The following is a 21745-nucleotide window of genomic DNA, read 5'->3' on the forward strand; positions in this document are numbered from 1 at the left end:
GCCGAGTGGTGGGGCAAGAGCGTTTTGCTTACTTTTGCGCTGTTCAAAAGTGAGCCGCTGTAAGAGCGGAACCAATAGTGGCCGTTACCTAAATAACGGATATGTACCCCGCCCCAAGCCCCCTCCACAATCAACAGCCTTTAAAAACCCCAGGCCGCTTCTCGACCATCGCCCGTACACCTTCCTTGGCATCCTCACTATTCAGCAGTTTCTCCACCAAAACGGGCAACCCGGCCGCCGCCGCGGTCTCCCCCTCGATCCGTGCCTGGCGCGCCGACATCAGCGTGGCCTGCACCCCCAGCGGCGCCTGCTGGGCAATGCGGTTTGCCAGCGCCACCGCCCGGGGCAACAAATCCTCGCTGGCCATCACCTCCTGCACCAACCCCAACCGCAGCGCTTCATGGGCATCAAACTCATCCCCCGTGAGCAACCAGCGCATGGCATTCCCCCACCCCGCGATCTGATGAAAGCGCAACGTCGCGCCCCCAAAAGGAAAAATCCCGCGCTGCACTTCCATCTGCGCAAACCGGGTATTGCTGGCACACAGATTGATATCCGCCGCCAACATCAACTCGATACCAATGGTCAGGCAGTACCCCTGAGCCGCAACAATCACCGGCTTACTGACCCGGGGCCCCGCGAAAACGCCCCACGGATCACAACCACCCAACGGCGGTTGCCAGCCTTGTGCCATCGTGGGCCCCACATTGGCCAGGTCCAATCCGGCGGTAAAGTGATCGCCATGCCCGAAGACAATGGCCACCCGCGCTTCCTCATTGCGATCAAATTCGCCATACGCCAGGCTCAAATCATTGAGCAATTCCAGGTCGAACGCATTGCGCTTGGCCACGCGATCCAGGCCCAGCAACAGGATATGACCCTGCTGTTCACGGCTGACGCGGCTGCTGCTGGCTTGGTTCATGGGGTGTGCCCTCGGGCGCAAAGGGAGGTTTCGGACCGAAGGGCCCGCTGTTAAGGGTGAACCGTTTAAGCGTCATGACCAACAGGGCCGGGCCTTTGAAAAATAGACCCTGCTGCCTGGATGCGCAAAGCCTTTGATGCAGAGGCGTTTACCTGCGGTTTGCGATAAAAAAAGCTCCCTTTTTCAGCGATTTCCGGTATAGTGCGCGCCGGCCTTTAACCGGGCCGCGTTTAGGTAGCGCAATTCCCCGAAGTCAGCTTCGGCTGCACGTCCGCACAGCGGACTCTTCCTTGACGAATCTTTTTCATTCATTCGTTTTCGCAAATCCCCGCCGACAAAGCAGCCAGGGCGACTCTTGAGTCTCAACACGGCATGCGCAGCTTTGGAGCATGGGTCTTTGCGGATGCACTTAGAGGCAGACCCATGACCCAGGAAACCGGCGGCTTCGCCGCTTTTAATCTTAACCCGAACATTCTTGCTGCCGTCATCGCGACTGGCTACGAAGAACCTTCGGCTATTCAGCAGCAATCGATCCCGATCATCATGGCCGGCCAAGACATGATTGGCCAAGCGCAAACCGGTACCGGTAAAACCGCCGCGTTCGCCCTGCCAATCCTGCACTGCATCGATCCTGCCAAGCGCGAGCCGCAAGCCCTGATCCTGGCGCCAACCCGTGAGTTGGCGCTGCAAGTAGCAACCGCTTTCGAAACCTACGCCAAGCAAATGCCGGGCGTTACCGTTGTGGCCGTTTACGGCGGCGCGCCTATGGGCCCACAACTGAAAGCAATCCGTAACGGCGCACAGATCGTTGTCGCCACTCCGGGCCGTCTGTGCGACCACCTGCGTCGCGACGAAAAAGTGCTGTCGACCGTGAACCACCTGGTTCTGGACGAAGCTGACGAAATGCTCAAGCTGGGCTTCATGGACGACCTGGAAGTCATCTTCAAGGCACTGCCAGCAACCCGTCAGACCGTACTGTTCTCGGCTACCCTGCCACAGTCGATCCGTGCCATTGCCGAACGCCATCTGCGCGATCCGCAACACGTGAAGATCCAGACCAAGACTCAGACCGTTACCGCGATCGAACAGGCTCACCTGTTGGTTCACGCTGACCAGAAGACCTCGGCTGTATTGAGCCTGCTGGAAGTCGAAGACTTCGACGCCCTGATCATGTTCGTGCGCACCAAGCAAGCGACCCTGGACCTGGCCAGCGCCCTGGAAGCCAAAGGCTACAAAGCCGCTGCGCTGAACGGTGACATTGCCCAGAACCAGCGTGAGCGCGTGATCGACTCCCTCAAGGATGGCCGTCTGGACATCGTTGTGGCGACCGACGTTGCTGCCCGTGGCCTCGACGTTCCACGTATCACCCACGTGTTCAACGTTGACATGCCTTACGATCCAGAGTCCTACGTTCACCGTATCGGCCGTACCGGCCGTGCTGGTCGCGAAGGTCGTGCATTGTTGCTGGTGACTCCACGTGAGCGCCGCATGCTGCAAGTGATCGAGCGTGTAACCGGTCAGAAAGTTGCCGAAGTCCGCCTGCCGGATGCCCAGGCCGTTCTCGATGCGCGCATCAAGAAACTGACCAACAGCCTGTCGCCACTGGTGGCTGATGCTGAATCGACCCACGGCGACCTGCTGGACCGCCTGACTGCCGATATCGGTTGCACCCCGCGTGCCCTGGCTGCAGCCCTGCTGCGCAAGGCGACCAACGGTCAGGCCCTGACCCTGGCTGCCATCGAGAAAGAACGTCCACTGGTGCCGAACAACGCTCCGCGCGGTGATCGTCCAGAGCGTACTGGCGACCGTCCGGACCGTGGTGATCGTGAGCGTCGTGCTCCGGTTCCATTGGCTGAAGGCCGTGCTCGCTGCCGTACCGCGCTGGGCGCGCGTGATGGCATCGCTGCCAAGAACCTGCTGGGCGCTATCCTCAACGAGGGTGGCCTGGCACGTGAAGCGATCGGTCGCATCCAGGTGCGTGACAGCTTCTCCCTGGTGGAGCTGCCGGAAGATGGCCTGGAGAAACTCCTGACCAAGCTGAAGGACACCCGCGTTGCCGGTAAGCAGTTGAAGCTGCGTCGCTACCGCGAAGATTGATCCGCCCTTGGGCTGATTGATCGAACATAAAAAATCCCCGACTGGTTCGGGGATTTTTTTTGCCTGCAATCAGGCGAAACGGTAGATGTCCATGCCCAGCGCACCCATGGTAAAGCCTTGGTGGGCTGCGCTGAATTCACCGCCGGCGCCCCGGGCGAAATACAGCGGCAGCAAATGCTCGTCGCTGGGGTGGCTGCGCACGGCATGAGGTGCCTGGCGACGATAGTCGTGCAGCGCGGCTTCATCGTTGGCTGCCAGTTTGCTGACCATCCAATCGCGAAAATCCCGCGCCCAAGGCTCGATGCTCTCCGGCCCGGCATGCCAGTCCAGTTCGCCGAGGTTGTGGGTAATGCTGCCGGAGCCGATCAGCAGCACGCCCTGTTCCCGCAGGCTCGCCAGTGCGTGGCCGACACGGGTTTGCAGGGCAGGGCCCATGCGGCTTGGCAGCGATACCTGCACCACCGGGATATCGGCCGCCGGGTACATCAGCGACAGGGGCACCCAAGTGCCGTGGTCGAAGGGGCGCTGATCATCAATGCGCGCTTCCAGGCCGTCAGCCTTGAGCAACTGCACGATTTGGGCGGCCAACTGCGGGTCACCGGGTGCCGGGTACTGCACCGCGAACAGTTCCCGTGGGAAGCCGCCAAAGTCGTGCCAGGTCTCTGGTGCGGCGCTGCCAGTCACGAGCAGCCCCTGGCTTTCCCAGTGCGCCGAGACCACCACAATGGCCTTGGGGCGTGGCAGCTCGGCTGCCAGGCGCTTGAGTGCCGGGCCACTGGCACCGGGTTGCAGGGCAAGCATGGGCGAACCGTGGGAGATAAACAGGCTGGGCAGCATGAGTAGGGTCCTGAGGGTTAAGATGGGACCATCTTCAATCAGATCATTGATCTAAATCTAATATAAGTTTTAGCGCTATTTGATCAATTTTTAGGATAAATCATGGAACCTGGATTTTGGCATGAGCGTTGGGCGCGCAATCAGACGGGTTTCCACTTGCCCGAGGTGAATCCTTACCTGCTGCGCCACTGGCCCGGTCTGGGCGTGGCGAACGGGGCGCAGGTGCTGGTGCCGTTGTGCGGCAAGAGCCTGGACCTGGTGTGGCTGGCGAGCATCGGGCATCGGGTGATCGGGGTCGAGTTGTCGGAAAAGGCCGTTGAAGAGTTTTTCAGCGAGCAGGAGCTGATGCCGCAGGTCAGCCAGCGCGGCGCTTTCAAAGTTTTCCAGGCGGGTTCCATCGAGCTGTGGTGCGGGGATTTCTTCGCCCTGGATGCCGGGGCCGTGGTTGGTTGCACAGCGCTTTACGACCGGGCGGCGCTGATTGCCCTGCCACCGTTGATGCGCGAGCAGTATGCGGCGCACTTGAATGGGATTCTGGCGGGAGGCAGTCATGGCCTGTTGATCACCCTCGACTATGAACAATCGCAGAAGGCCGGCCCGCCGTTCGCGGTGAGCGATGAGGAAGTGCAATTGCTCCTGGGCGGCCGGTGGAGCCTGGATGTGCTTCAGGAGCAGGACATACTGGGGGACAGCTGGAAGTTTGTTCAGGACGGCGTCACGCGCCTGGACGAGCGGGTGTACCGGTTGGCCAGGCGCTGAAGAGCGCCCACAAAAAAGGGGCGATTGAATCGCCCCTTCTTCTTGTCTCTATCAGCCGCGACGACGCAGTGCGTCAATTCGCTCTTCCAGTGGCGGGTGGCTCATGAACAGGCGAGCCATGCCCTGCTTGATGCCACCGTTGATGCCAAAGGCGGTCAGGGTGTTCGGCATGTGCACCGGCAAGCCCTGTTCGGAGCGCAGGTGCTGCAGGGCGCTGATCATCGCGCCGGTACCGGCCAGGCGTGCGCCGGCTTCGTCTGCGCGGAATTCCCGTTTGCGCGAGAACCACATCACGATCGAGCTGGCGAGGAAGCCCAGTACCAGTTCGGCGAAGATGGTCGCCACGTAGTAGGCCATGCCCTGGCCCTGTTCGTTCTTGAAGATCACCTTGTCGACGAAGTTGCCGATGATCCGCGCGAAGAACATCACGAAGGTGTTCACCACGCCCTGGACCAGCGCCAGGGTGACCATGTCACCGTTGGCCACGTGGCCGATCTCGTGGGCCAGCACCGCCTTGATTTCGTCGGGCGAGAACCGCTCCAGCAAGCCCTGGCTGACGGCCACAAGGGCGTCGTTCTTGTTCCAGCCGGTAGCAAAGGCGTTCGCTTCATAGGCCGGGAAGATCCCGACTTCAGGCATCTTGATCCCGGCTTCGCGGGACAGTTGCTCGACGGTCTGCAGCAGCCATTGCTCATGACGGGTGCGTGGCTGGGTAATGATCTGGGTGCTGGTGCTCATCTTCGCCATCCACTTGGAGATGAACAGCGAGAAAATCGACCCGGCAAAACCAAAGACCGCACAGAAGATCAGCAGCTGATTGAGGTTCAGATCAACCCCGTTGGCCGCCATGATCCCATTGAAGCCGAAAAGGCTCAGCGTGATGCTGGCAATCAGCACGACCGCCAGGTTAGTGGCCAAGAACAGCAGAATGCGCATCATGGTTGTAGAATTCTCCTCATGCTTAATATGTCGCGTACTGCGGGGTATATAAGGTGCGGCATGGGGCTATTCAACCGGGGGACTATTTCAAACTGTGTCCTACAGCCTGAATGTAGAGCCTTGAAGGGAATTTCCGAGGCCTGGTGTGGCTCGGCAGCCTCGCCCCATTACCTTGCAGCCCTGTAATTATAGGGTGATGCCCGAGCAAGGGTGGAGCCGGCAGGTGTAAAAGGCGATACCGCCCACGCGGGGCAGAGAAGTGTTGCCAGATAATCGCTGTACGACCACGGGGGGGCCGTACAGCGCAATGCCCATTACTGGCGATAGGACTTCAGGAAGTTGCCGATGCGACCAATGGCCATCTCCAGGTCATCCACCCGCGGCAGGGTGACCACCCGGAAGTGATCCGGCCACGGCCAGTTGAACGCCGTACCCTGGACCACCAGCAGCTTTTCCGACAGCAGCAGGTCGAGCACGAACTTCTCGTCGTTGAGGATCGGGCACACTTTCGGGTCGATCCGCGGGAACGCATACAGCGCCCCCATCGGCTTGACGCAACTGACGCCGGGAATCGCGTTCAGCAGTTCCCAGGTGCGGTTGCGCTGCTCCAGCAGGCGGCCTTGTGGCAGCACCAGGTCGTTGATGCTCTGGTAGCCGCCCAGTGCGGTCTGGATGGCGTGCTGGCTCGGCACGTTGGCACACAGGCGCATGTTGGCCAGCATGTCGATGCCCTCGATGTAGCTCTGGGCATTGTGCTTGGGGCCGGAAATGGCGATCCAGCCGGAACGGAAGCCCGCCACCCGGTAGGATTTAGACAGCCCGTTGAAGGTCAGGCACAACAGGTCCGGCGCCAGGGAGGCGGTGCAGATGTGCACGGCGTCGTCGTAGAGGATCTTGTCGTAGATCTCATCGGAAAACACCACCAGGTTGTGCTGGCGCGCGAGTTCGAGCATGCCCAGCAACACTTCCCTGGAGTAGACGGCGCCGGTGGGGTTGTTCGGGTTGATGATCACCAGGGCCTTGGTGTTCGGGGTGATCTTGGCCTTGATGTCGGCCAGGTCCGGGAACCAGTCGGCACCTTCGTCACACAGGTAATGCACCGGATGGCCACCGGCCAGGGTTACGGCGGCGGTCCACAGCGGGTAGTCGGGAGCCGGAACCAGCACTTCGTCGCCGTTGTTGAGCAGGGCCTGCATGGACATGACGATCAGCTCGGACACGCCGTTGCCCAGGTAGATGTCTTCGATGCCGACACCTTCAACCTGCTTCTGCTGGTAGTACTGCATGACGGCCTTGCGCGCGCTGAACAGGCCTTTGGAGTCGCTGTAGCCTTGTGCGGTAGGCAGGTTGCGGATCACGTCCTGGAGGATTTCGTCCGGCGCTTCGAAACCAAAGGGTGCCGGGTTGCCAATGTTCAGCTTGAGGATGCGATGGCCTTCCTCTTCCAGGCGTTTGGCGTGCTTGAGCACCGGGCCGCGAATGTCGTAGCAGACGTTGGCGAGCTTGTTCGATTTGCTGACCTGCATGGCGATGTGATCCTGAAAATGAACGATCCAGACGGTGTGAAGAGTACCGTGCTGAGAATCCTGCGTTGGCCTGACCCATAAATACGTTTGAATGCCGGTAACGCGGGTGCCAGACTGGCGCTTTGAAGAGGCGCAATCATACGTGCCGCCTGATCCATGGAAAAGACACAGATCAGGCTTTTTCAGTTGCCGAGGTGTACCGATGGAAAAGTTGCAGAAAACCGTTGAAGAATGGAAAGCCATGCTCGACCCGGAGCAGTACAACGTGTGCCGCCTCAAAGGCACCGAGCGACCGTTCAGCGGCAAGTACAACGGCACCAAGACCGACGGCGTCTACCACTGCATCTGCTGCAATGAGCCGCTGTTCGATTCCAGGGCCAAGTTTGACTCCGGCTGCGGCTGGCCCAGCTTCTACGAGCCGATCGCCGAGCAGGCCATGGTCGAGATCCGGGACGTCAGCCACGGCATGATCCGCACCGAAGTCACCTGCGCCAAGTGCGATGCGCACCTGGGCCATGTGTTCCCGGACGGACCGCCACCGACCGGTTTGCGTTACTGCATCAACTCGGTGTGCCTGGACCTGGTACCGCGCTGAGCCGTCAGGCTCCTGCGGGCTTCGTGCCCGCAGGGGCCGTTATATCAAGGCATAAGTCCCGCCAATTAAATTGCACACAATTGAATTGCCTACTATCGTTCAGTCCTTCTTATCTTTGTAGAGGCACTGCCATGAGCGACAACCTGCTGAGCATCCCTTGCACCACCATCAAGGGTGAGCAAAAGACCTTGGCCGATTTCGCCGGCAAGGCGATTCTGGTGGTCAACACTGCCAGCAAGTGCGGCTTCACCCCGCAATACAAGGGGCTTGAAGAACTCTGGCAGCATTACAAGGACCAGGGCCTGGTGGTATTGGGCTTTCCCTGCAACCAGTTCGGCAAGCAGGAGCCGGGCAACGAAGGCGCCATTTCGGAGTTTTGCGAGCTGAACTTTGGTGTCAGTTTCCCGCTGTTCAAGAAGATTGACGTCAACGGCAGCGATGCCCACCCATTGTTCGTACAGCTTAAAAAGCAGGCCCCGGGATTGCTGGGCTCCAAGGGCATCAAGTGGAACTTCACCAAGTTCCTGATCGGTCGCGACGGCCAGGTGGTCAAGCGCTTCGCCCCGACCACCAAGCCCCAGGACCTGACCCAAGAGATCGAAGCCCTGCTCAAATGACCGACCTGTCCCTGGCCCTCGACGACCAACTGTGCTTCAAGCTCTACGCCGCCTCCCGCGCGGTCACCCGGGCCTACAAGCCGATGCTCGATCAGTTGGGCCTGACCTATCCGCAATACCTGGTGATGCTGGTGCTGTGGGAATGGCAGGCTGCAGCGGTGTCGCAGCCTACGGTCAAGGCCCTGGGCGAGCGCCTGCTGCTGGATTCCGGCACGCTGACGCCACTGCTCAAGCGCCTGGAGCAGCTTGCCCTGGTGCGGCGTCAGCGCAGTGCGCTGGATGAGCGTGAAGTGCACCTGAGCCTGACCGATGAAGGCCGGCACCTGCGCGACCGGGTGCAGCCGCTGAAGGCCCGCCTGTTGTGTGACAGCGGCGTTGATCTGAACCAGGCCGATGCCTTGCGTGACGGTCTGGATCAGCTGTTGCGCCAGATCAAAGACTTGTCGTAGTCGGCACCCACAGATCGAGCAAGGCCTTGAGTTCTTCCCGGCGAAACGGCTTGGCCAGGTAATCGTTCATGCCCGCAGCCCGGCAGCGCTCGCGTTCCTCGGACATGGCGTTGGCCGTCAAGGCGACGATCGGCAAGTCCGGCCAGCGCCCGCTGCGGCGGATCTGCCGACTGGCCTCATAGCCATCCATCACCGGCATATTGCAGTCCATCAACACCATGTCGAAGCCTTGCTCTTCCAGCAGCTTGAGGGCTTCACCACCGTGGGCGGCGACGATTACCTCGCACCCGAGCTTGCCGAGCATGCCCTTGGCCACCAGTTGATTGACCGGGTTGTCCTCCACCAGCAGGATGCGCGCCCGGTGGGCGAGGGGGCCGGTTTCCAGCTGGATCAGGTCCAGGACCAGGTCCGGATCGGTGCGCAAGTTGCGTTGCAGGACCTGGTACAGCGCGGTGCGGCTCAGGGGGCGGGCCTGTTGCTGCAAGGGGGCCAGGGCCGCGACTTCTTCGCTGGGCATGAAGTTGCCGTAGGCGGTTACCACCAGGATCGGGGCGGTGATCATCGGGCGCAGGCGGAACAGGCATTCGGGGCAGTCGGTGATCAGCAGGTCGGGATTCTGCCCGCTCAAGTCATCGTCGATGGAATAACAGCGCGGAGCCAGGCCCCAACTCGGCAGCAGGCTGGTGAGGAGTTCTGCCAGCCCGCTGCTGGTGCTGGTGATGGCGATTACATCTCCAGCCAAAGGCGCCAGGCGCACCGCCGGCAAGTGGGTCGGCAAGGGCAGGTCGGCACAGAACTGGCTGCCAAAGCCAGCTTCCGAGCTGATGCTCAGGCGGCCCTTCATGGCTTCGCACAGGTTGTGGGTCAGCGCCAGGCCCAGGCCTGTCCCGCCGAACTGGCGGGTGATGCCCGCACCGGCTTGGGTGAACGGCTGGAAAATCTTGACCTGGGCATCCTGGGCGATCCCGATACCGGTGTCGCACACCTCGATCCTGACCCGGCCGGCCTGGGCACTGAGGCGTACATCCACCCGGCCGAAACGCGTGAACTTCAGGGCGTTGGACAGCAAATTGCTGACAATCTGCCGTACCCGCGTCGGGTCGCCCAGCACCTGGGCGGGAAACTGCGGGTCGATCAGGCACGTCAGCTCCACGCTGGGCGCGGCGTTTTGCGAGAGCAGGTTGGCGGTGTCTTCCACCAGTGAACCGAGGTCGAACGGGATGCTTTCCAGTTCCAGTTGGCCGGCGTCGAACTTCGACAGGTCGAGGATATCGTTGAGTAGCTCCACCAGTACTTTGCCGGAGTCATGGGCGATCGACAGTTGCTGGCGTTGCTCGGCGTTCAGCGGGCTGTCGAGGGAGAGGGCGATCATCCCCAGCAGGCCGTTCAGCGGTGTACGGATTTCATGGCTCATGTTGGCCAGGAACGCCGCCCGTGCCTGGGCCATGCCCAGGGCCGTCATCTTCGCCGCTTCCAGCTCGTCGTTCGAGAGCGTCAGCCGATGATTGATCGCCTTGAGCTCGGTGGTGCGGGCGGAGACGATGTCTTCCAGTTGGCCGAGGTATTCGGTCAGGCGATTTTCAGCATGCCGGCGTTGCTGGATTTCAGTCTCCATGTTTTCAAACTGTTGGTTGGCGACGTTGACCAGTACGCCGATCTCGTCGTGCTCGTGCCCCGGCGGGCAGTCCAGGCGCTCGTGCTTGCGTGAGCTCAGCTCGCGGATAATGCGCACCAGCGGCTTGGTCAGCATCACGTAGAAAAGCGCCAACAGAATGCCGGTGAGGATCAGGCTGCGGGCGAAGCCGTTGAGCAGGGTGATCTCGGCGCGGTGCAGGAAGCGGCTGCCGAACGCGTAGGTGTCTACGTCAAGACGCAGTACACCGAGGGAATCGTTGGGCATGTGGGCGAGGTAGAGCCGATCTTCGAATTGGCGGTTGGCGCCAAACAGGAAGTCGCTGATGGGCCGGTAGGTGCTTTCCTTGCGCGGGCGATGGACATCGGCCAGCACCAAACCGTTGTTGTCGATCAGTTGTGCATGGGTGATGGCGGGGGAGTGCAGCAGGCCCAGCGTCAGTTCCTGGGCCAGCTCGGCGTCGATGTTGTAGGCGATGCGCGAAGCCGGGTTATGGCTGATTTCAATCAGCGCACGTATTTCCCGGTTGATGGAAGCGTCTTCGCTGGCATAATCAATCCCAATCTGTATCAGGCTGAGCAAGGTTCCCAAGACGAATCCGACCAGCACTGTCAGTCTGGCTTGTTTATAAGACAAGCGGTGGGCGAACTTGATATCCATCGGGTGCTGTACCACTTTACGTTTCCTTTCGCCCGGCAAGCATAGCTGAACATCCACAGGCTCAAACTTGCCCGGCATGAATCGATTTTATTCGGTGCAGCCCTGCACGGTCTGCCTCAGGGTTGCCAATACGCCATCTTTTACAAGAACTTGCCAGAGGAATAGTCGTGGATTCTCGATTGAATGCCTTTCTTGAGCGTGCCGACGCGGTATTGGCTCGCCTGGAGCCCTTGTTGCCTGCCCCGCGCGAAGCCGTTGACTGGAACCATTGCCTGGCTGCCCGTTGGCAGCGTGAAGGTCGCAGCGGCTTTTTATTGCCACTGGAAGTCAGCCTGGATATGCGCCTGTCCGACCTGATCGGCGTGGATAAACAGCGCGAACAATTGGCCCGTAACACCCAACAGTTTCTCGACGGCCTGCCGGCCAACCATGCGCTGCTCTGGGGCTCGCGCGGCACCGGTAAATCGTCCATGGTGCGCGCCTTGCTGGCCCAGCACGCCAAGGCCGGGCTGCGCCTGATCGAGATCGAGCGCGATCACCTGGCGGACTTGCCGCGGGTGGTCGAGCAACTGATCAAATTGCCACAACGCTTTGTGTTGTTCTGCGATGACCTGTCTTTCGAAGCCGGCGAGAGCGATTATCGTGTGCTCAAGAGCGTACTCGACGGCTCCCTGGAGCAGGCGCCGGAAAACGTCCTGTTGTATGCCACCTCCAACCGTCGTCACCTGGTGCCCGAGAACCAGAGCGATAACGAGAACTGGAAGACCATAGACGGCGAGCTGCATCCCAACGAAGCGGTGGAGGACAAGATTGCCCTGTCTGACCGTTTCGGTTTGTGGCTGTCGTTTTACCCGTTCAATCAGGAGCACTTCCTGGATGTGGTCGAGCACTGGATCGGTGAGTTGGCGAGTAAGGCCGGTCTGCAGTGGCAACGCGATGAAGAGTTGGACATCCTCGCCGTGCGCTGGGCCACCGGGCGCGGTAATCGCAACGGCCGTTGTGCCTATCAGTTCGCCCGCTACTGGGTGGGCCTCAAGTTGTTGGAGCGTCAACCATGATTGATTTGCAACAGGCTGGAACCGGCCTCGATGGCTACGCCATGCTGCATGCGCAGCTGGAATCGCTGTTGGCGGATGAGCGGGATTTCATTGCCAATGCCGCGCAGTTTTCTGCGTTCCTGTTCAACCAGCTGGATGATTTGAACTGGGCAGGCTTCTACCTCAACCGCAATGAAGAGCTGGTGCTCGGGCCGTTCCAGGGGCAGATCGCCTGTGTGCGCATTCCGTTTGGTCGCGGTGTGTGCGGCGCGGCAGCGGCCTCGCGGCAAACCCAGCGGGTGGAAGACGTGCATGCATTCCCGGGGCATATCGCCTGTGACAGTGCGTCCAACAGCGAGTTGGTCGTCCCGTTGGTCAAGGACGGGCGCTTGATTGGTGTGCTCGACCTGGACAGCCCATCGCTGTCGCGGTTTACCCCGCAGGATCAGGCCGGCATCGAGCAGTTGGCGGCGATTTTCCTGCGGTTGACCGATTGTTGATGGGGTGAGTCTCCTGCAGGAGCGAGCAGGTTCGCTCCTGCAGGCTATCGACAGTCCAGCACGTCCAGTTGCATCTGCAGCATCCTCTCCAGCTCAAGCATGGATTTCTCTATTGCCTTGATGCCCGCCTCGATAACGTGTGGTGTCTCGCGTTCGCCACACGCCTGCTCCAACGCTTCGCATTGTCCGGACAAGGTATCGGCCTGGATGATCCGGGCGGCGCCCTTGATCTTGTGGGCCTGGTCGATCAGGTCGCCGGGCGCGGCTTGCCGTGCCAGCATGGCCATCAGCTCGACCCGATCATTCCGGCTGCTGCTGAGCAACTCCTCGAGCAAACGCCGGCTCAACTGTGGGTCACCGCCCGTCATCGCGTCCAGGCTTTGCAGGGTAAACACGTTGCGGGTGGGCAGCGGATCGACCTGCGCCAGGTGCTGTTCCAGCGCAGTAAGACTGATGGGTTTGAACAGGCAGTCATTCATGCCGGCGTCAAAGCAGCGTTGTTTCTCCTCGGGCTGCGCGTTGGCGGTGAAGCCGAGTATCACGCACGGGGTTTTCTGTTCGCGCTCCTCATACTCGCGAATGGAGTGACTCAATTCGTAGCCGTTCATGATCGGCATATTGCAGTCGGCAATGACCAGGTCGAAGTGTTCCTGGCGCCAGGCCTGGAACCCCGCAGCACCATGATGGGCCGCGGTGAACTGATGCCCCAGGAAACCCAGTTGCTGGCACATCAGCAAGCGGTTGGCCGGATGGTCATCCACCACCAGCACGTTGAGTACTGGCGCCGGCGTGGCTGCGGCCGGTTCGAGCTTGTCTACGGCCTTGACCGGCGGCAGGCTGGTCATCTTCAGGCTGACGTGGACCTGGGTGCCTACCATGGGCACGCTGCTCAGGCTCAATTGCCCGCCCATCATGGCGCACAGGCTGCGACAGATCACCAGGCCCAGGCCGGCGCCGCTCCTGGCCAGGTGCCCGGAGTTGTCGGCCTGGGCGAAGGGCTCGAACAGGCGTAGCTGGTCTTCGCGATTGATCCCGATGCCGGTGTCCTCCACTACCAGTTTCATCTCGATCTGTTGAGGTTGCCCGGTCGCCTTCAGCTGCACCTTGATCTTCACCTGCCCGCGTTCAGTGAACTTGATCGCATTGCTCACCAGGTTCGAGAGCACCTGCTTGAACCGCAGAGGGTCGATCAGTACGTCGGTATCCTCGACATCGGGGGTGAACTCCAGCACCAGGCTCAGGGTTTTCTGGCGCGCCAGGCCATCGAACACGCGGACCACCGACTCGATGACTTCGCGCAGGTTGACCCGCTCCGGGGCCAGGCTCAACCGACCGGATTCGATACGTGCAATGTCCAGAATGTCGCCGATCAACTCCAGCAGGTCCTTGGCCGAGTTGTAGGCGACCTCGATCGCAGGGCGATCAAGATGACCCTGATCGGCGCGCTTGAGTGTCAATTCCAGCATGCCAATGACGGCGTTCATCGGCGTGCGGATTTCGTGGCTCATGGTGGCCAGGAACGTGCTTTTCGCGCGATTGGCCTCGTCGGCGCGTTCCTTGGCGGCGCGCAGTTCGTCGAACAACTGGCGCCGTTCGCTGATATCGATCCAGCCGCCAATGATGCCCTGGACCTCGCCCACGGAGTCGCGGTAGGGGAGGATCCAGTGGTAGATCGTGAGTTTTTTCCCGTGCACGTACAGGGTGCGATCAAGGATCAACGGTTTACCCTCGGCCACTACCCGCTGGTAGTCGGCATGGTACTGCGCCGCCTCCGTCTCAAGGGCCATGCTCATCTGCGTGATGCTTTTGCCGATGACGTCTTCACGCTTGATGTCGAACGTCTGCAGGTAGCTGTCGTTGCAGGTCTGCAGATAGCCGTTGTGGTCGCGTACGTAGATCGGATGGGGCGTTTCATTGACCAGCGCCCGCATGAACTCGAACTGGTCGTTAAGGGCGCGCTCGGCCAGTTTTCGGTGCTTGATCTGGCGCTGCAGGTAGCCGTTCCAGGCCAGGGAAATCAACAGCAGTAGCCCGGTGCCGATGATGATCTGGGCAATCAGGCGATGGTAATTGCGCCAGTAGCCATCGGACGCTGCGTTGTAGCCGCGCCAGCGGCTGTTGATCGCGGCCATCTCATCCGGGGCGATACTCAGCAGTGCCTTGTCCAGGATCGAACTCAGCTCCGTGGCGTGTCGGGACGTCGCCAGGGCAAACGTCGCAGGCAACGTGCCGATGCTGGAACTGATCTGCAGTTTGTCCTGGAATGCCGGAGAAGAAAGCAGGTAGTTGGCGATCACCAAAGGGTTCACTGCGCCGTCGACTTGCCCCTGTGCCAGCAATTCCGATGCCTTGAAGGTATCCCCGGTTTCCACCAGGTTTATCTGGGCAAATGCCTGCTGCAGGAATTTTTCCAGCTGATTGCCCTGGGTAATCGCCAGGCGCTTGCCGGCCAGTTCTCGAAGGCTTGTGGGCGCGCCCGGCTCTTTACGGGTCAGTAATACGTAGGAGTTTTCCAGGTAGGGGCGGCTGAAGTTCAACTGGGACTCGCGCCCGGTACTGGGGGTAATTGCGCCGATGATGTCGGCTGCGCCGGTCTGCACCAGTTGCATCATGTTGGCGACGTCACGCACGTGTTGAATCTCGAAGCGCAGGCCGGTTCGCAGGCGGATCAGCTCCAGCACGTCGGCGGTGACGCCCCGGAACTTGCCGTCGGTATCGAAGAACGTCAGGGGGGCGAGGGTTTCATTGACCACCACCTTCACCACGGGGTTGTCCTTGAGCCAGCGCTCTTCGCGCAGGCTCAGTTGCAGCTTGCGGTCGGTCAGCAGAATGTCGCTGCCCGCACTCCAGCGCTTGGCGATGCTGTCACGTTCATAGGTTGATACGCCATCGAGCACTGAGTCGATGATACTCAGGAGAATGGGTTGATCCTTGCGCAAGGCGAAGCTGAACCCGTGGGCCTCGTGCTTGCCGAAGTTGGCCATGCGGATATTTTTCAGGTAGCCCTTGTTGATCATGTAGTGAGTGGAAATGGTGTCGCCCAGGAATACGTCAGCCTGGTCGAATGCCACGGCATTCAAGGCATTTTGATAGGACGGGTAGGCGTGGATGGTCGCCTTGGGGTACAGCGCCTGCACTTCGTCCATGGGCAGGTAATGGTAGACAAGACTCAGGCGCAGGCCGGCCAGGCCGTCGCCAAGGTCGCGGTTCTCACCTTCACGGGTCACCAGTACCGGCTGATCCACTGCGTAGGGCAGTGACAGCACGATGTCGGGATTCGCCGCTTCAAAACCGTTGGCAGACCCCAGAAAATCGATTTCGCCGTTTGCCAGCGCCTGGATCGCGGCTTCACGGGAGGAGTAGCGCAACACGGTGAGCGGTATCGCCAGTGTCCTGGCCAGCAGCCCGGCGTAATCGGCAGTCAGCCCTTCATAATCACGCCCGCTGGAGGTGATGTCGAAGGGCGGATAGTCGGGTGCAGAGGTGCCCAGTATCAGTTCCCGTTTGTTCTGCAGCCACTGGCGTTGTGTCTTGTTCAGGGGGGTGTCCAGTTGAACGGCACCGGCACGCCCCAGCAGGGCATATTGCTCGGGAACAGTTTGTTCGGCAGGCACGGAAGTGCTGAGGCACACCCCGATACTCAATATGATTAGATAGTCCTTTAATCGCCTGGGCATCCGATTTCTCACACTAGCGCGTTACGTTTTGCCATCTCGATAAGTTCTACCAAGGATTTGGCTTTCAGTTTTTGCATGAGCCTTTTTTTGTAAGTGCTGACGGTTTTGTTGCTGAGAAACATGCCCTTGGCGATTTCCTTGTTTGTCCGGCCTTGGGCAAAAAGTTGTAATACCATGAGTTCGCGATCGTTGACGACTTTGAACAGTTCAAGCTCTTCATTGTTATCCGTTTCGTTAGTGCTGCCGTTAAGAGCCTGGCTCGGGAAGTAGTTGTAACCTGACAAGACCGCCCTGATGGCACTGAGCAGTTCGCTCAAGTCACCTTCCTTGCACACATAGCCATCCGCGCCGGAGCGCATGCACCGGGTAGCAAAGAGCTTGGGGGTCTGGGCAGTGAGTATCAACGTCTTGGTCGGCGTACTCATTGCGTTGAACCGGCACAGCACTTCCAGGCCATCGAGTTTCGGAATGCCGATATCAAGGATAATCAGGTCAGGCTGACACTCCTTGACCATTTGTATCGCATCACAACCGTTATCGGCTTCTCCCACTACTTTATAGCCTTCGTGTTCTAACAACATCCGAATGGCAAGTCGGATGACGGGGTGGTCGTCAATAATAAAAACTGAGTTCATGATCAAATTCCATACAGGCGCAAATAAAGTCGGCACATTAGCTCACATGGCAATGAAGGAGGATGAACTTGATGTGGAACAAACGTAAAACAAGAATAATCCTACATCAAAAAAAGCAAGGGATTACGCTCTGTGAGGTGTTTGTTGTTTGGGTGTAAGAGTTTTGCGTGGGTGGAATTTAAAAGTAACTGGTCGTGAGAGGGCAGCGTTATAAAGAGGCGTTTTCGGATTGCCCGGGTGTTTAACTTCCTACTTTTCTGTTGAGCGAGTAAGGCGTGATTGGCGTATGAGTTCATTCAGCTCAAGGTGGCTTAACGGCTTCGACAAATAGCCAAGTAATGGAAAGTTGCGTCGGGATGCCTGGGCCATCAGGTGTTCCAGTTCATTGACGGGCAGGCCGCTGAGCAATATCGCGGACCTTATAAAGCCTCTGCGGTTGGCAATTTCAATCAACTCCAGCCCAGGCAAGTCGGGCAAACATTGATCACAGAGCAGAATATCGAATGGCACGTCGGTTTGTGTCATCAGCCGCATTGCCTGTTCTGCATTCTCGGCCAGTGCCAGGTCGTGGTAGCCATAGTTTCGTAGCAGGCATTGGGTGGCCAGCAATTGAAAGGGGTGATCCTCCACCAACAGGATGCGAAGTTGTTCGAGCATGGTTTTTTCCATGGAATGGACAAGAGCCCTGAAGACGCTCCACCAGGGCGTGTAGTAAGAAGTTAATGGGCCCGCCAGCTATCGGGCGCAGGAGCAGGTCGAAAGACTGCGGTCAGGGCGCGCGATTATTCATCGCGGCGGGGAAGAACTTCGATCAGGCCGCTCTGTTCCGTGCGTAGGGCGATTCTTTGAAAAGTCGCCCTGGCCATCAGCCAGGGCTCCGATTTATTGCGGGCTGGAGCGGCCGGTCATCTCGCGGGCCATCTCGCTGGCGTAGCTGTCAGTCATGCCGGCGATAAAGTCGATCATGCGCAGGAAGGACGCGTGCAATGACCAGGAGGGATCCGGGGCGCTATTGCCCAACAGGTCGAGGATGCGTCGGTTCTTGAACGACGGGGTGCGACCGCCATGTTGTTCCAGGGCCGCGCCGCAGAAGGCATTCAAGAGGATTTCCAGGGTGGTGTAGGCGCCGATCTCATGCAGGGTCTTGCGCTTGTCCTGGAAGATCTTCTTGCGGGCCATGTCCTTGGCATCCAGCACGCAGCGCTTGGCCGGGCCGTGCATATGTTCCACCAGGTCCCCCGGCAGGGTGCCGGCCAGCAGCGCGTCCTGTTGTTCGACGAACGCCCGGGCCGCGGCGTTGGTCAGGTGTTCGATGGCCTTGCCTCGCAGGATCGCCAGCTTGCGTCGCCGGGAATCCAGCGGGCCGAGTTGCCGATAGGTTTGCGGCAAGTCGTCGCCCACCAGGTCCAGCAGCAGTGACTCGACCTCGGCGTATTCCAGCAGCTCCATTTCCAGGCCGTCCTCGAGGTCGATCAACGCGTAGCAGATATCGTCAGCCGCCTCCATCAGGTACACCAGCGGGTGCCGGGCCCAGCGTTGTTCTTCCAACTGCGGCAAGCCGAGCTTCTGGGCGATCTGCTCCAGGATCGGCAGTTCGCTCTGGTAGCAGCCGAACTTGTGTTTCTTGTAGCCCAGGGAGTCGGCGTGGCGGGCGGTCCAGGGGTATTTCAGGTAGGTGCCCAAGGTGGCGTAGGTCAGGCGGGTGCCACCATCAAACTGGTGGTATTCCAGTTGCGTGAGTACCCGGAAGCCCTGGGCATTGCCTTCGAAATTGAGGAAGTCATTGCGTTCGGCGCTGCTCATGTCATCCAGCCAGCCACGGCCCGAAGCTTGCTGGAACCAGTGCCGGATCGCGTCCTCGCCGGAATGGCCGAAGGGTGGGTTGCCGATGTCATGGGCCAGGCAGGCTGACTGCACCACCATGCCCAGGTCGCTCGGGTCGCACCAGTCGGGCAGGGCACTGCGGATGGTCTCGCCTACGCGCATGCCCAGGGATCGTCCCACGCAACTGACTTCCAGGGAGTGGGTCAGCCGGGTGTGGATGTGATCGTTGCTGGTCACCGGGTGCACTTGCGTCTTGCGGCCCAGGCGGCGAAACGCACCGGAAAAGATGATGCGGTCATGGTCTTTGTGAAACGGACTGCGCCCCAGTTCTTCCGGGCTGTGCAGGGGTTTTCCAAGGCGTTCGCGGGTAAGCAGGGTGGGCCAATCCAAGGCGGGTACTCTCCGTGCGGTGAATGACGGCTCCCAGCTTCCCGGTTCAGCCAGGCCTTCGCAAGCGAAAAACTACAGGCCGGCGGCGTCGATATCGATTAACAGCAAGCGCTGACCATTATCAAAGAATTGTCCGGCAGTCAGGCAGTACTGGTTGGTCGTGGCATCGCGATAGGTTGAGGACAGGGTCAGCCGCCGCTCCTCCCAACCCTCGGCCAGCAGATGATAAAAATACGGACGCCATGACCAGTTGTGGCCCAGGTAGCGGCTGTCGGCTTGCCAGGCGCCCTGGTGCCATTCGAAGTTGGGTGTCAGTTGCGTGCCATGCCGGTCGCACTGGTAAAAACGCAGCAGCCAGGGAAACGCCGGCAATTGCGGCAGGTGGCTCAGCGGTGCGCGGGTGTGGGCCCAGGTTTGCAGGATCTGCATCAGCTCCGCCAGTTGCTGGCGCAGTTGCATGATCCGGCCACGTTCGGCGAGCTTCTGTTGGACATAGCCGGTGCGCAACTGGGCGAAGCGCGGCACGAATGCGTCGGTGTCGAACCAGTCCAGTTGGGCCTGGGCGAACAGGTAGCCCTGGACATAACGCGAACCGCATTCCAGGGCGAAATTCAGTTGGCCCTCGGTTTCCACCCCTTCGGCGATGATCCAGCAGCCGGTTTTTTCCGCCATTTGCGCCAGTGCCCGTACCACCTCACCGCTCGGGCCACCGCGGGCCGCGGCCTGGAACAGGCGCATGTCCAGCTTGAGAATGTCCGGCTGCAAGGCCAGCACCCGGTCCAGCTGCGAATAGCCGGCGCCGAAGTCATCAATGGCAATCCGCGCGCCGGCCTCGCGGTAGCGCTCGACGACTTCGGCCAGGCGCAGGATATCGCCGCCCAGTTCAGTGATCTCGAACACGATGCGGCGCGGGTCGACGTTATGCAGTTGCAATTGCTTCAGGCTCGGCAGTGCCTGGCCCGGGCGCAGGCGGGTGATCCAGCGTGGCGAGATATTCAGGCTGAGGAACCACTCCTGCGGGGCTTCATGCAGGCGGCTCAGGGCATTGTCACGGATCTGCCGGTCCAGGCGGCGCAAGGCCACCGAGGGCGTGCGCGGGTCGGCGAACAGCGGACCCACCGAGCGTAGTTGGCCATTCGCCTGGCGTAGGCGGCCCAGGGCTTCTACGCCGGCGATGCGGCCGGTGGCGGTGTCGATGAATGGCTGGAAGCAGGCGAGCGGTTGCCCGTCGATCACGGGGCCTCCTTAAAAGACCGGAAATAAAAAAAGGCCCGGCCCTCAATGGAGAGGGCCGGGCCTGATCTGTTTGCAAGAATGCAGCCAGCACGCTCAACTTTTGCGCGAAGCACCTTGCATGGCCAGTTTGATCAGCGGGATCAGGCCGGCACCCAGCCGCACCAGGCGGGTCATGGTGCCGATTCCGCCACCCTTGGCGCCTTTGCCGGTGAGAAACCCCAGCAGCGTCACCACGCCCACGCCCCACAGCGGCGCGTGCTTGATGCCAAAACCGTCCTGCCAGCTCTGGCCCATGTTGCGGACCTTTTGCAGCGGCAGCATCAGTTGCTGGGACTCGTGACGGATTTCCTGGCGGTGCATTTCCATGCGCAGGCGGATCAACGCCTTGCGCATTTCTCGCCGGGAAGTGTTTTGCGGCAATTCAGTCATGCTCATGGCAGCAGGCGCTCCCGGTCGTTGGCCAGCTCTTCGAGGGTGGCGTGGAACGGCGTGGATTCATCGAACACCGCCGCCTTCAGGCGCAACCCGCAGAATGCTGCGGCCAGTATGTAGAACACACACAGGCTGATAATCCCGGTCAGGCGGTAGGTATCCCACACCAGAATCATCACCAGCGCCGACAAACCCACCAGCAACAGCAAGGCAAACACCAGCGCCAGGCCGGCGAACAGCAACAGGCTGACGGTGCGGGCTTTCTGCTCCTGCAACTCGATGCCGAACAGCTCGACATGGCTGTGCAGCAAACCCAGGACAGCCGCGCCCAGGCGCCGTGAAGTAGAACTTGGGCCCGTGGACGAGCCGGATTCGCCGATAGACATGATTAGCGCCTTGTAGCCAGCAGGCCGATCAAAAAGCCCACGCCGGCCGCAATGCCGACGGACTGCCAGGGGTTGGCCTGCACATAGTCTTCAGTGGCCGTGACCGCCGCCTGACCGCGTTCGCGCAGGGAGTCTTCGGTCAGTTGCAGGGTTTCACGGGCCTTGAGCAGGCTTTCGTGAATCTTGCTGCGCAGCTCGTCAGCCTGGTCACCGGCGAGGATCGCCGTGTCGTCCAGCAGCTTCTCGGTATCGCTGACCAGGGTTTGAAAATCCGCCATCAGTATTTCTTGAGCAGTCTTTGCCGTTTTTCTGGCCATGGTTATCTCCGTGAGTGGCTGGTCTGTTTACTTCTGGTTTCGAGTCACCGGTGTCGGTGAAGGTTCACTGCAATTGTCTGGTACAGCTTTTGCTTTGCCTTGGTGCGCGGGCCCGGGGCCTTGCGCTGAATCCGGGCGGTTGGGGCTCAAACCCTGAAAAACCTTACCCTAAATAACTAAAACTCGCGGAAAAACCCTGTCGGATTCTGCCTTTTTCAATGATCGCTGCGCCAAAGCGGTTCACGGCCTGAAACGAGGGTCGGACCGCTGGTGCCAA

The 21745-nt window shown here is 60.2% G+C and carries 20 protein-coding genes; 7 read left to right on the forward strand and 13 right to left on the reverse strand.

The window, feature by feature from the left end:
* Positions 1 to 130: 130 nt before the first annotated feature.
* Positions 131 to 922: a crotonase/enoyl-CoA hydratase family protein gene (locus HX824_RS24225; protein WP_177055211.1), complete on the reverse strand. Its 792-nt coding sequence runs from the start codon at positions 920 to 922 to the stop codon at positions 131 to 133.
* A 423-nt stretch (positions 923 to 1345) separates the two neighbouring features.
* Between HX824_RS24225 and HX824_RS24230 the strand changes: the two genes are divergently transcribed.
* Positions 1346 to 3019 (forward strand): DEAD/DEAH box helicase, encoded by a 1674-nt coding sequence (locus HX824_RS24230; protein ID WP_003209050.1) that lies wholly within the window; start codon positions 1346 to 1348, stop codon positions 3017 to 3019.
* A 69-nt stretch (positions 3020 to 3088) separates the two neighbouring features.
* On the opposite strand, the gene HX824_RS24235 is transcribed toward HX824_RS24230, so the two are convergent.
* Positions 3089 to 3856, reverse strand: coding sequence for a class III extradiol ring-cleavage dioxygenase (locus HX824_RS24235; RefSeq protein ID WP_003209052.1), 768 nt, complete (start codon positions 3854 to 3856; stop codon positions 3089 to 3091).
* 102 nt (positions 3857 to 3958) lie between these two features.
* Here HX824_RS24235 and HX824_RS24240 point away from each other — a divergent pair, with 102 nt between their 5' ends.
* The gene (locus HX824_RS24240) at positions 3959 to 4615 is read left to right on the forward strand and encodes a thiopurine S-methyltransferase (RefSeq protein ID WP_177055213.1); all 657 of its coding nucleotides are present in this window, start codon (positions 3959 to 3961) and stop codon (positions 4613 to 4615) included.
* Positions 4616 to 4666: 51 nt separating this feature from the next.
* Here HX824_RS24240 and htpX read toward each other — a convergent pair whose 3' ends face one another.
* Together htpX and HX824_RS24250 are read right to left on the reverse strand one after the other, a co-directional pair.
* The gene (gene htpX, locus HX824_RS24245) at positions 4667 to 5554 is read right to left on the reverse strand and encodes a protease HtpX (RefSeq protein WP_003209055.1); all 888 of its coding nucleotides are present in this window, start codon (positions 5552 to 5554) and stop codon (positions 4667 to 4669) included.
* Between the two features lie 314 nt (positions 5555 to 5868).
* Positions 5869 to 7080 carry a pyridoxal phosphate-dependent aminotransferase gene (locus HX824_RS24250; RefSeq protein WP_003209058.1) on the reverse strand — a complete coding sequence of 404 codons (1212 nt, stop codon included), beginning with the start codon at positions 7078 to 7080 and terminating at the stop codon, positions 5869 to 5871.
* Between the two features lie 202 nt (positions 7081 to 7282).
* Here HX824_RS24250 and msrB point away from each other — a divergent pair, with 202 nt between their 5' ends.
* The 3 genes from msrB to HX824_RS24265 all read left to right on the forward strand — a co-directional run bounded on the left by msrB (position 7283) and on the right by HX824_RS24265 (position 8741).
* Entirely contained in the window at positions 7283 to 7675 is a 393-nt protein-coding gene (msrB, locus tag HX824_RS24255; protein WP_003209059.1) for a peptide-methionine (R)-S-oxide reductase MsrB, read from the forward strand.
* Between the two features lie 131 nt (positions 7676 to 7806).
* Positions 7807 to 8292 (forward strand): glutathione peroxidase, encoded by a 486-nt coding sequence (locus HX824_RS24260; protein ID WP_003209061.1) that lies wholly within the window; start codon positions 7807 to 7809, stop codon positions 8290 to 8292.
* The gene (locus HX824_RS24265) at positions 8289 to 8741 is read left to right on the forward strand and encodes a MarR family winged helix-turn-helix transcriptional regulator (protein WP_003209062.1); all 453 of its coding nucleotides are present in this window, start codon (positions 8289 to 8291) and stop codon (positions 8739 to 8741) included. Before HX824_RS24260 ends, HX824_RS24265 begins: the two co-directional genes overlap by 4 nt.
* Here the strand turns inward: HX824_RS24265 and HX824_RS24270 are convergent.
* Positions 8725 to 11034, reverse strand: a complete 2310-nt coding sequence (locus HX824_RS24270) for a response regulator (RefSeq protein WP_003209064.1) — start codon at positions 11032 to 11034, stop codon at positions 8725 to 8727. The genes HX824_RS24265 and HX824_RS24270 overlap by 17 nt on opposite strands.
* A gap of 167 nt (positions 11035 to 11201) precedes the next feature.
* Here HX824_RS24270 and HX824_RS24275 point away from each other — a divergent pair, with 167 nt between their 5' ends.
* Together HX824_RS24275 and HX824_RS24280 are read left to right on the forward strand one after the other, a co-directional pair.
* On the forward strand, positions 11202 to 12092 hold the full coding sequence (locus HX824_RS24275; protein WP_003209065.1) for an ATP-binding protein: 891 nt from the start codon (positions 11202 to 11204) through the stop codon (positions 12090 to 12092).
* A complete protein-coding gene (locus HX824_RS24280; RefSeq protein ID WP_003209067.1) occupies positions 12089 to 12571 on the forward strand; it encodes a GAF domain-containing protein in 483 nt (160 codons plus the stop codon). The genes HX824_RS24275 and HX824_RS24280 overlap by 4 nt, the downstream gene beginning before the upstream one ends.
* Before the next feature lie 44 nt (positions 12572 to 12615).
* Here HX824_RS24280 and HX824_RS24285 read toward each other — a convergent pair whose 3' ends face one another.
* The 8 genes from HX824_RS24285 to HX824_RS24320 all read right to left on the reverse strand — a co-directional run bounded on the left by HX824_RS24285 (position 12616) and on the right by HX824_RS24320 (position 21468).
* Complete coding sequence (locus HX824_RS24285) at positions 12616 to 16248, reverse strand: transporter substrate-binding domain-containing protein (RefSeq protein WP_177055215.1); 3633 nt, start codon at positions 16246 to 16248, stop codon at positions 12616 to 12618.
* 8 nt (positions 16249 to 16256) lie between these two features.
* The gene (locus HX824_RS24290; RefSeq protein ID WP_003209072.1) at positions 16257 to 16883 is read right to left on the reverse strand and encodes a response regulator transcription factor; all 627 of its coding nucleotides are present in this window, start codon (positions 16881 to 16883) and stop codon (positions 16257 to 16259) included.
* A 249-nt stretch (positions 16884 to 17132) separates the two neighbouring features.
* Complete coding sequence (locus HX824_RS24295) at positions 17133 to 17540, reverse strand: response regulator (RefSeq protein ID WP_003209073.1); 408 nt, start codon at positions 17538 to 17540, stop codon at positions 17133 to 17135.
* 225 nt (positions 17541 to 17765) lie between these two features.
* Positions 17766 to 19097, reverse strand: coding sequence for a deoxyguanosinetriphosphate triphosphohydrolase (locus tag HX824_RS24300; RefSeq protein ID WP_003209075.1), 1332 nt, complete (start codon positions 19095 to 19097; stop codon positions 17766 to 17768).
* A gap of 72 nt (positions 19098 to 19169) precedes the next feature.
* Positions 19170 to 20333, reverse strand: a complete 1164-nt coding sequence (locus HX824_RS24305) for an EAL domain-containing protein (RefSeq protein ID WP_177055217.1) — start codon at positions 20331 to 20333, stop codon at positions 19170 to 19172.
* 93 nt (positions 20334 to 20426) lie between these two features.
* Positions 20427 to 20768 (reverse strand): hypothetical protein, encoded by a 342-nt coding sequence (locus HX824_RS24310; RefSeq protein WP_008432159.1) that lies wholly within the window; start codon positions 20766 to 20768, stop codon positions 20427 to 20429.
* Positions 20765 to 21151, reverse strand: coding sequence for a phage holin family protein (locus HX824_RS24315; protein ID WP_003209078.1), 387 nt, complete (start codon positions 21149 to 21151; stop codon positions 20765 to 20767). Before HX824_RS24315 ends, HX824_RS24310 begins: the two co-directional genes overlap by 4 nt.
* Positions 21152 to 21153: 2 nt before the next feature.
* Positions 21154 to 21468: a YqjD family protein gene (locus HX824_RS24320; protein ID WP_003209080.1), complete on the reverse strand. Its 315-nt coding sequence runs from the start codon at positions 21466 to 21468 to the stop codon at positions 21154 to 21156.
* Positions 21469 to 21745 lie beyond the last annotated feature (277 nt).

This window comes from Pseudomonas sp. D4002, assembly GCF_013385665.1.
Lineage (GTDB): Bacteria > Pseudomonadota > Gammaproteobacteria > Pseudomonadales > Pseudomonadaceae > Aquipseudomonas.

Bases quoted from the DNA above. Each gene is read 5' to 3' on its own strand.
- HX824_RS24225 (WP_177055211.1), bottom strand. From the start codon at position 922: ATGAACCAAGCCAGCAGCAGCCGCGTCAGCCGTGAACAGCAGGGTCAT.
- HX824_RS24230 (WP_003209050.1), top strand. From the start codon at position 1,346: ATGACCCAGGAAACCGGCGGCTTCGCCGCTTTTAATCTTAACCCGAAC.
- HX824_RS24235 (WP_003209052.1), bottom strand. From the start codon at position 3,856: ATGCTGCCCAGCCTGTTTATCTCCCACGGTTCGCCCATGCTTGCCCTG.
- HX824_RS24240 (WP_177055213.1), top strand. From the start codon at position 3,959: ATGGAACCTGGATTTTGGCATGAGCGTTGGGCGCGCAATCAGACGGGT.
- htpX (WP_003209055.1), bottom strand. From the start codon at position 5,554: ATGATGCGCATTCTGCTGTTCTTGGCCACTAACCTGGCGGTCGTGCTG.
- HX824_RS24250 (WP_003209058.1), bottom strand. From the start codon at position 7,080: ATGCAGGTCAGCAAATCGAACAAGCTCGCCAACGTCTGCTACGACATT.
- msrB (WP_003209059.1), top strand. From the start codon at position 7,283: ATGGAAAAGTTGCAGAAAACCGTTGAAGAATGGAAAGCCATGCTCGAC.
- HX824_RS24260 (WP_003209061.1), top strand. From the start codon at position 7,807: ATGAGCGACAACCTGCTGAGCATCCCTTGCACCACCATCAAGGGTGAG.
- HX824_RS24265 (WP_003209062.1), top strand. From the start codon at position 8,289: ATGACCGACCTGTCCCTGGCCCTCGACGACCAACTGTGCTTCAAGCTC.
- HX824_RS24270 (WP_003209064.1), bottom strand. From the start codon at position 11,034: ATGGATATCAAGTTCGCCCACCGCTTGTCTTATAAACAAGCCAGACTG.
- HX824_RS24280 (WP_003209067.1), top strand. From the start codon at position 12,089: ATGATTGATTTGCAACAGGCTGGAACCGGCCTCGATGGCTACGCCATG.
- HX824_RS24285 (WP_177055215.1), bottom strand. From the start codon at position 16,248: ATGCCCAGGCGATTAAAGGACTATCTAATCATATTGAGTATCGGGGTG.
- HX824_RS24290 (WP_003209072.1), bottom strand. From the start codon at position 16,883: ATGAACTCAGTTTTTATTATTGACGACCACCCCGTCATCCGACTTGCC.
- HX824_RS24295 (WP_003209073.1), bottom strand. From the start codon at position 17,540: ATGCTCGAACAACTTCGCATCCTGTTGGTGGAGGATCACCCCTTTCAA.
- HX824_RS24310 (WP_008432159.1), bottom strand. From the start codon at position 20,768: ATGAGCATGACTGAATTGCCGCAAAACACTTCCCGGCGAGAAATGCGC.
- HX824_RS24315 (WP_003209078.1), bottom strand. From the start codon at position 21,151: ATGTCTATCGGCGAATCCGGCTCGTCCACGGGCCCAAGTTCTACTTCA.
- HX824_RS24320 (WP_003209080.1), bottom strand. From the start codon at position 21,468: ATGGCCAGAAAAACGGCAAAGACTGCTCAAGAAATACTGATGGCGGAT.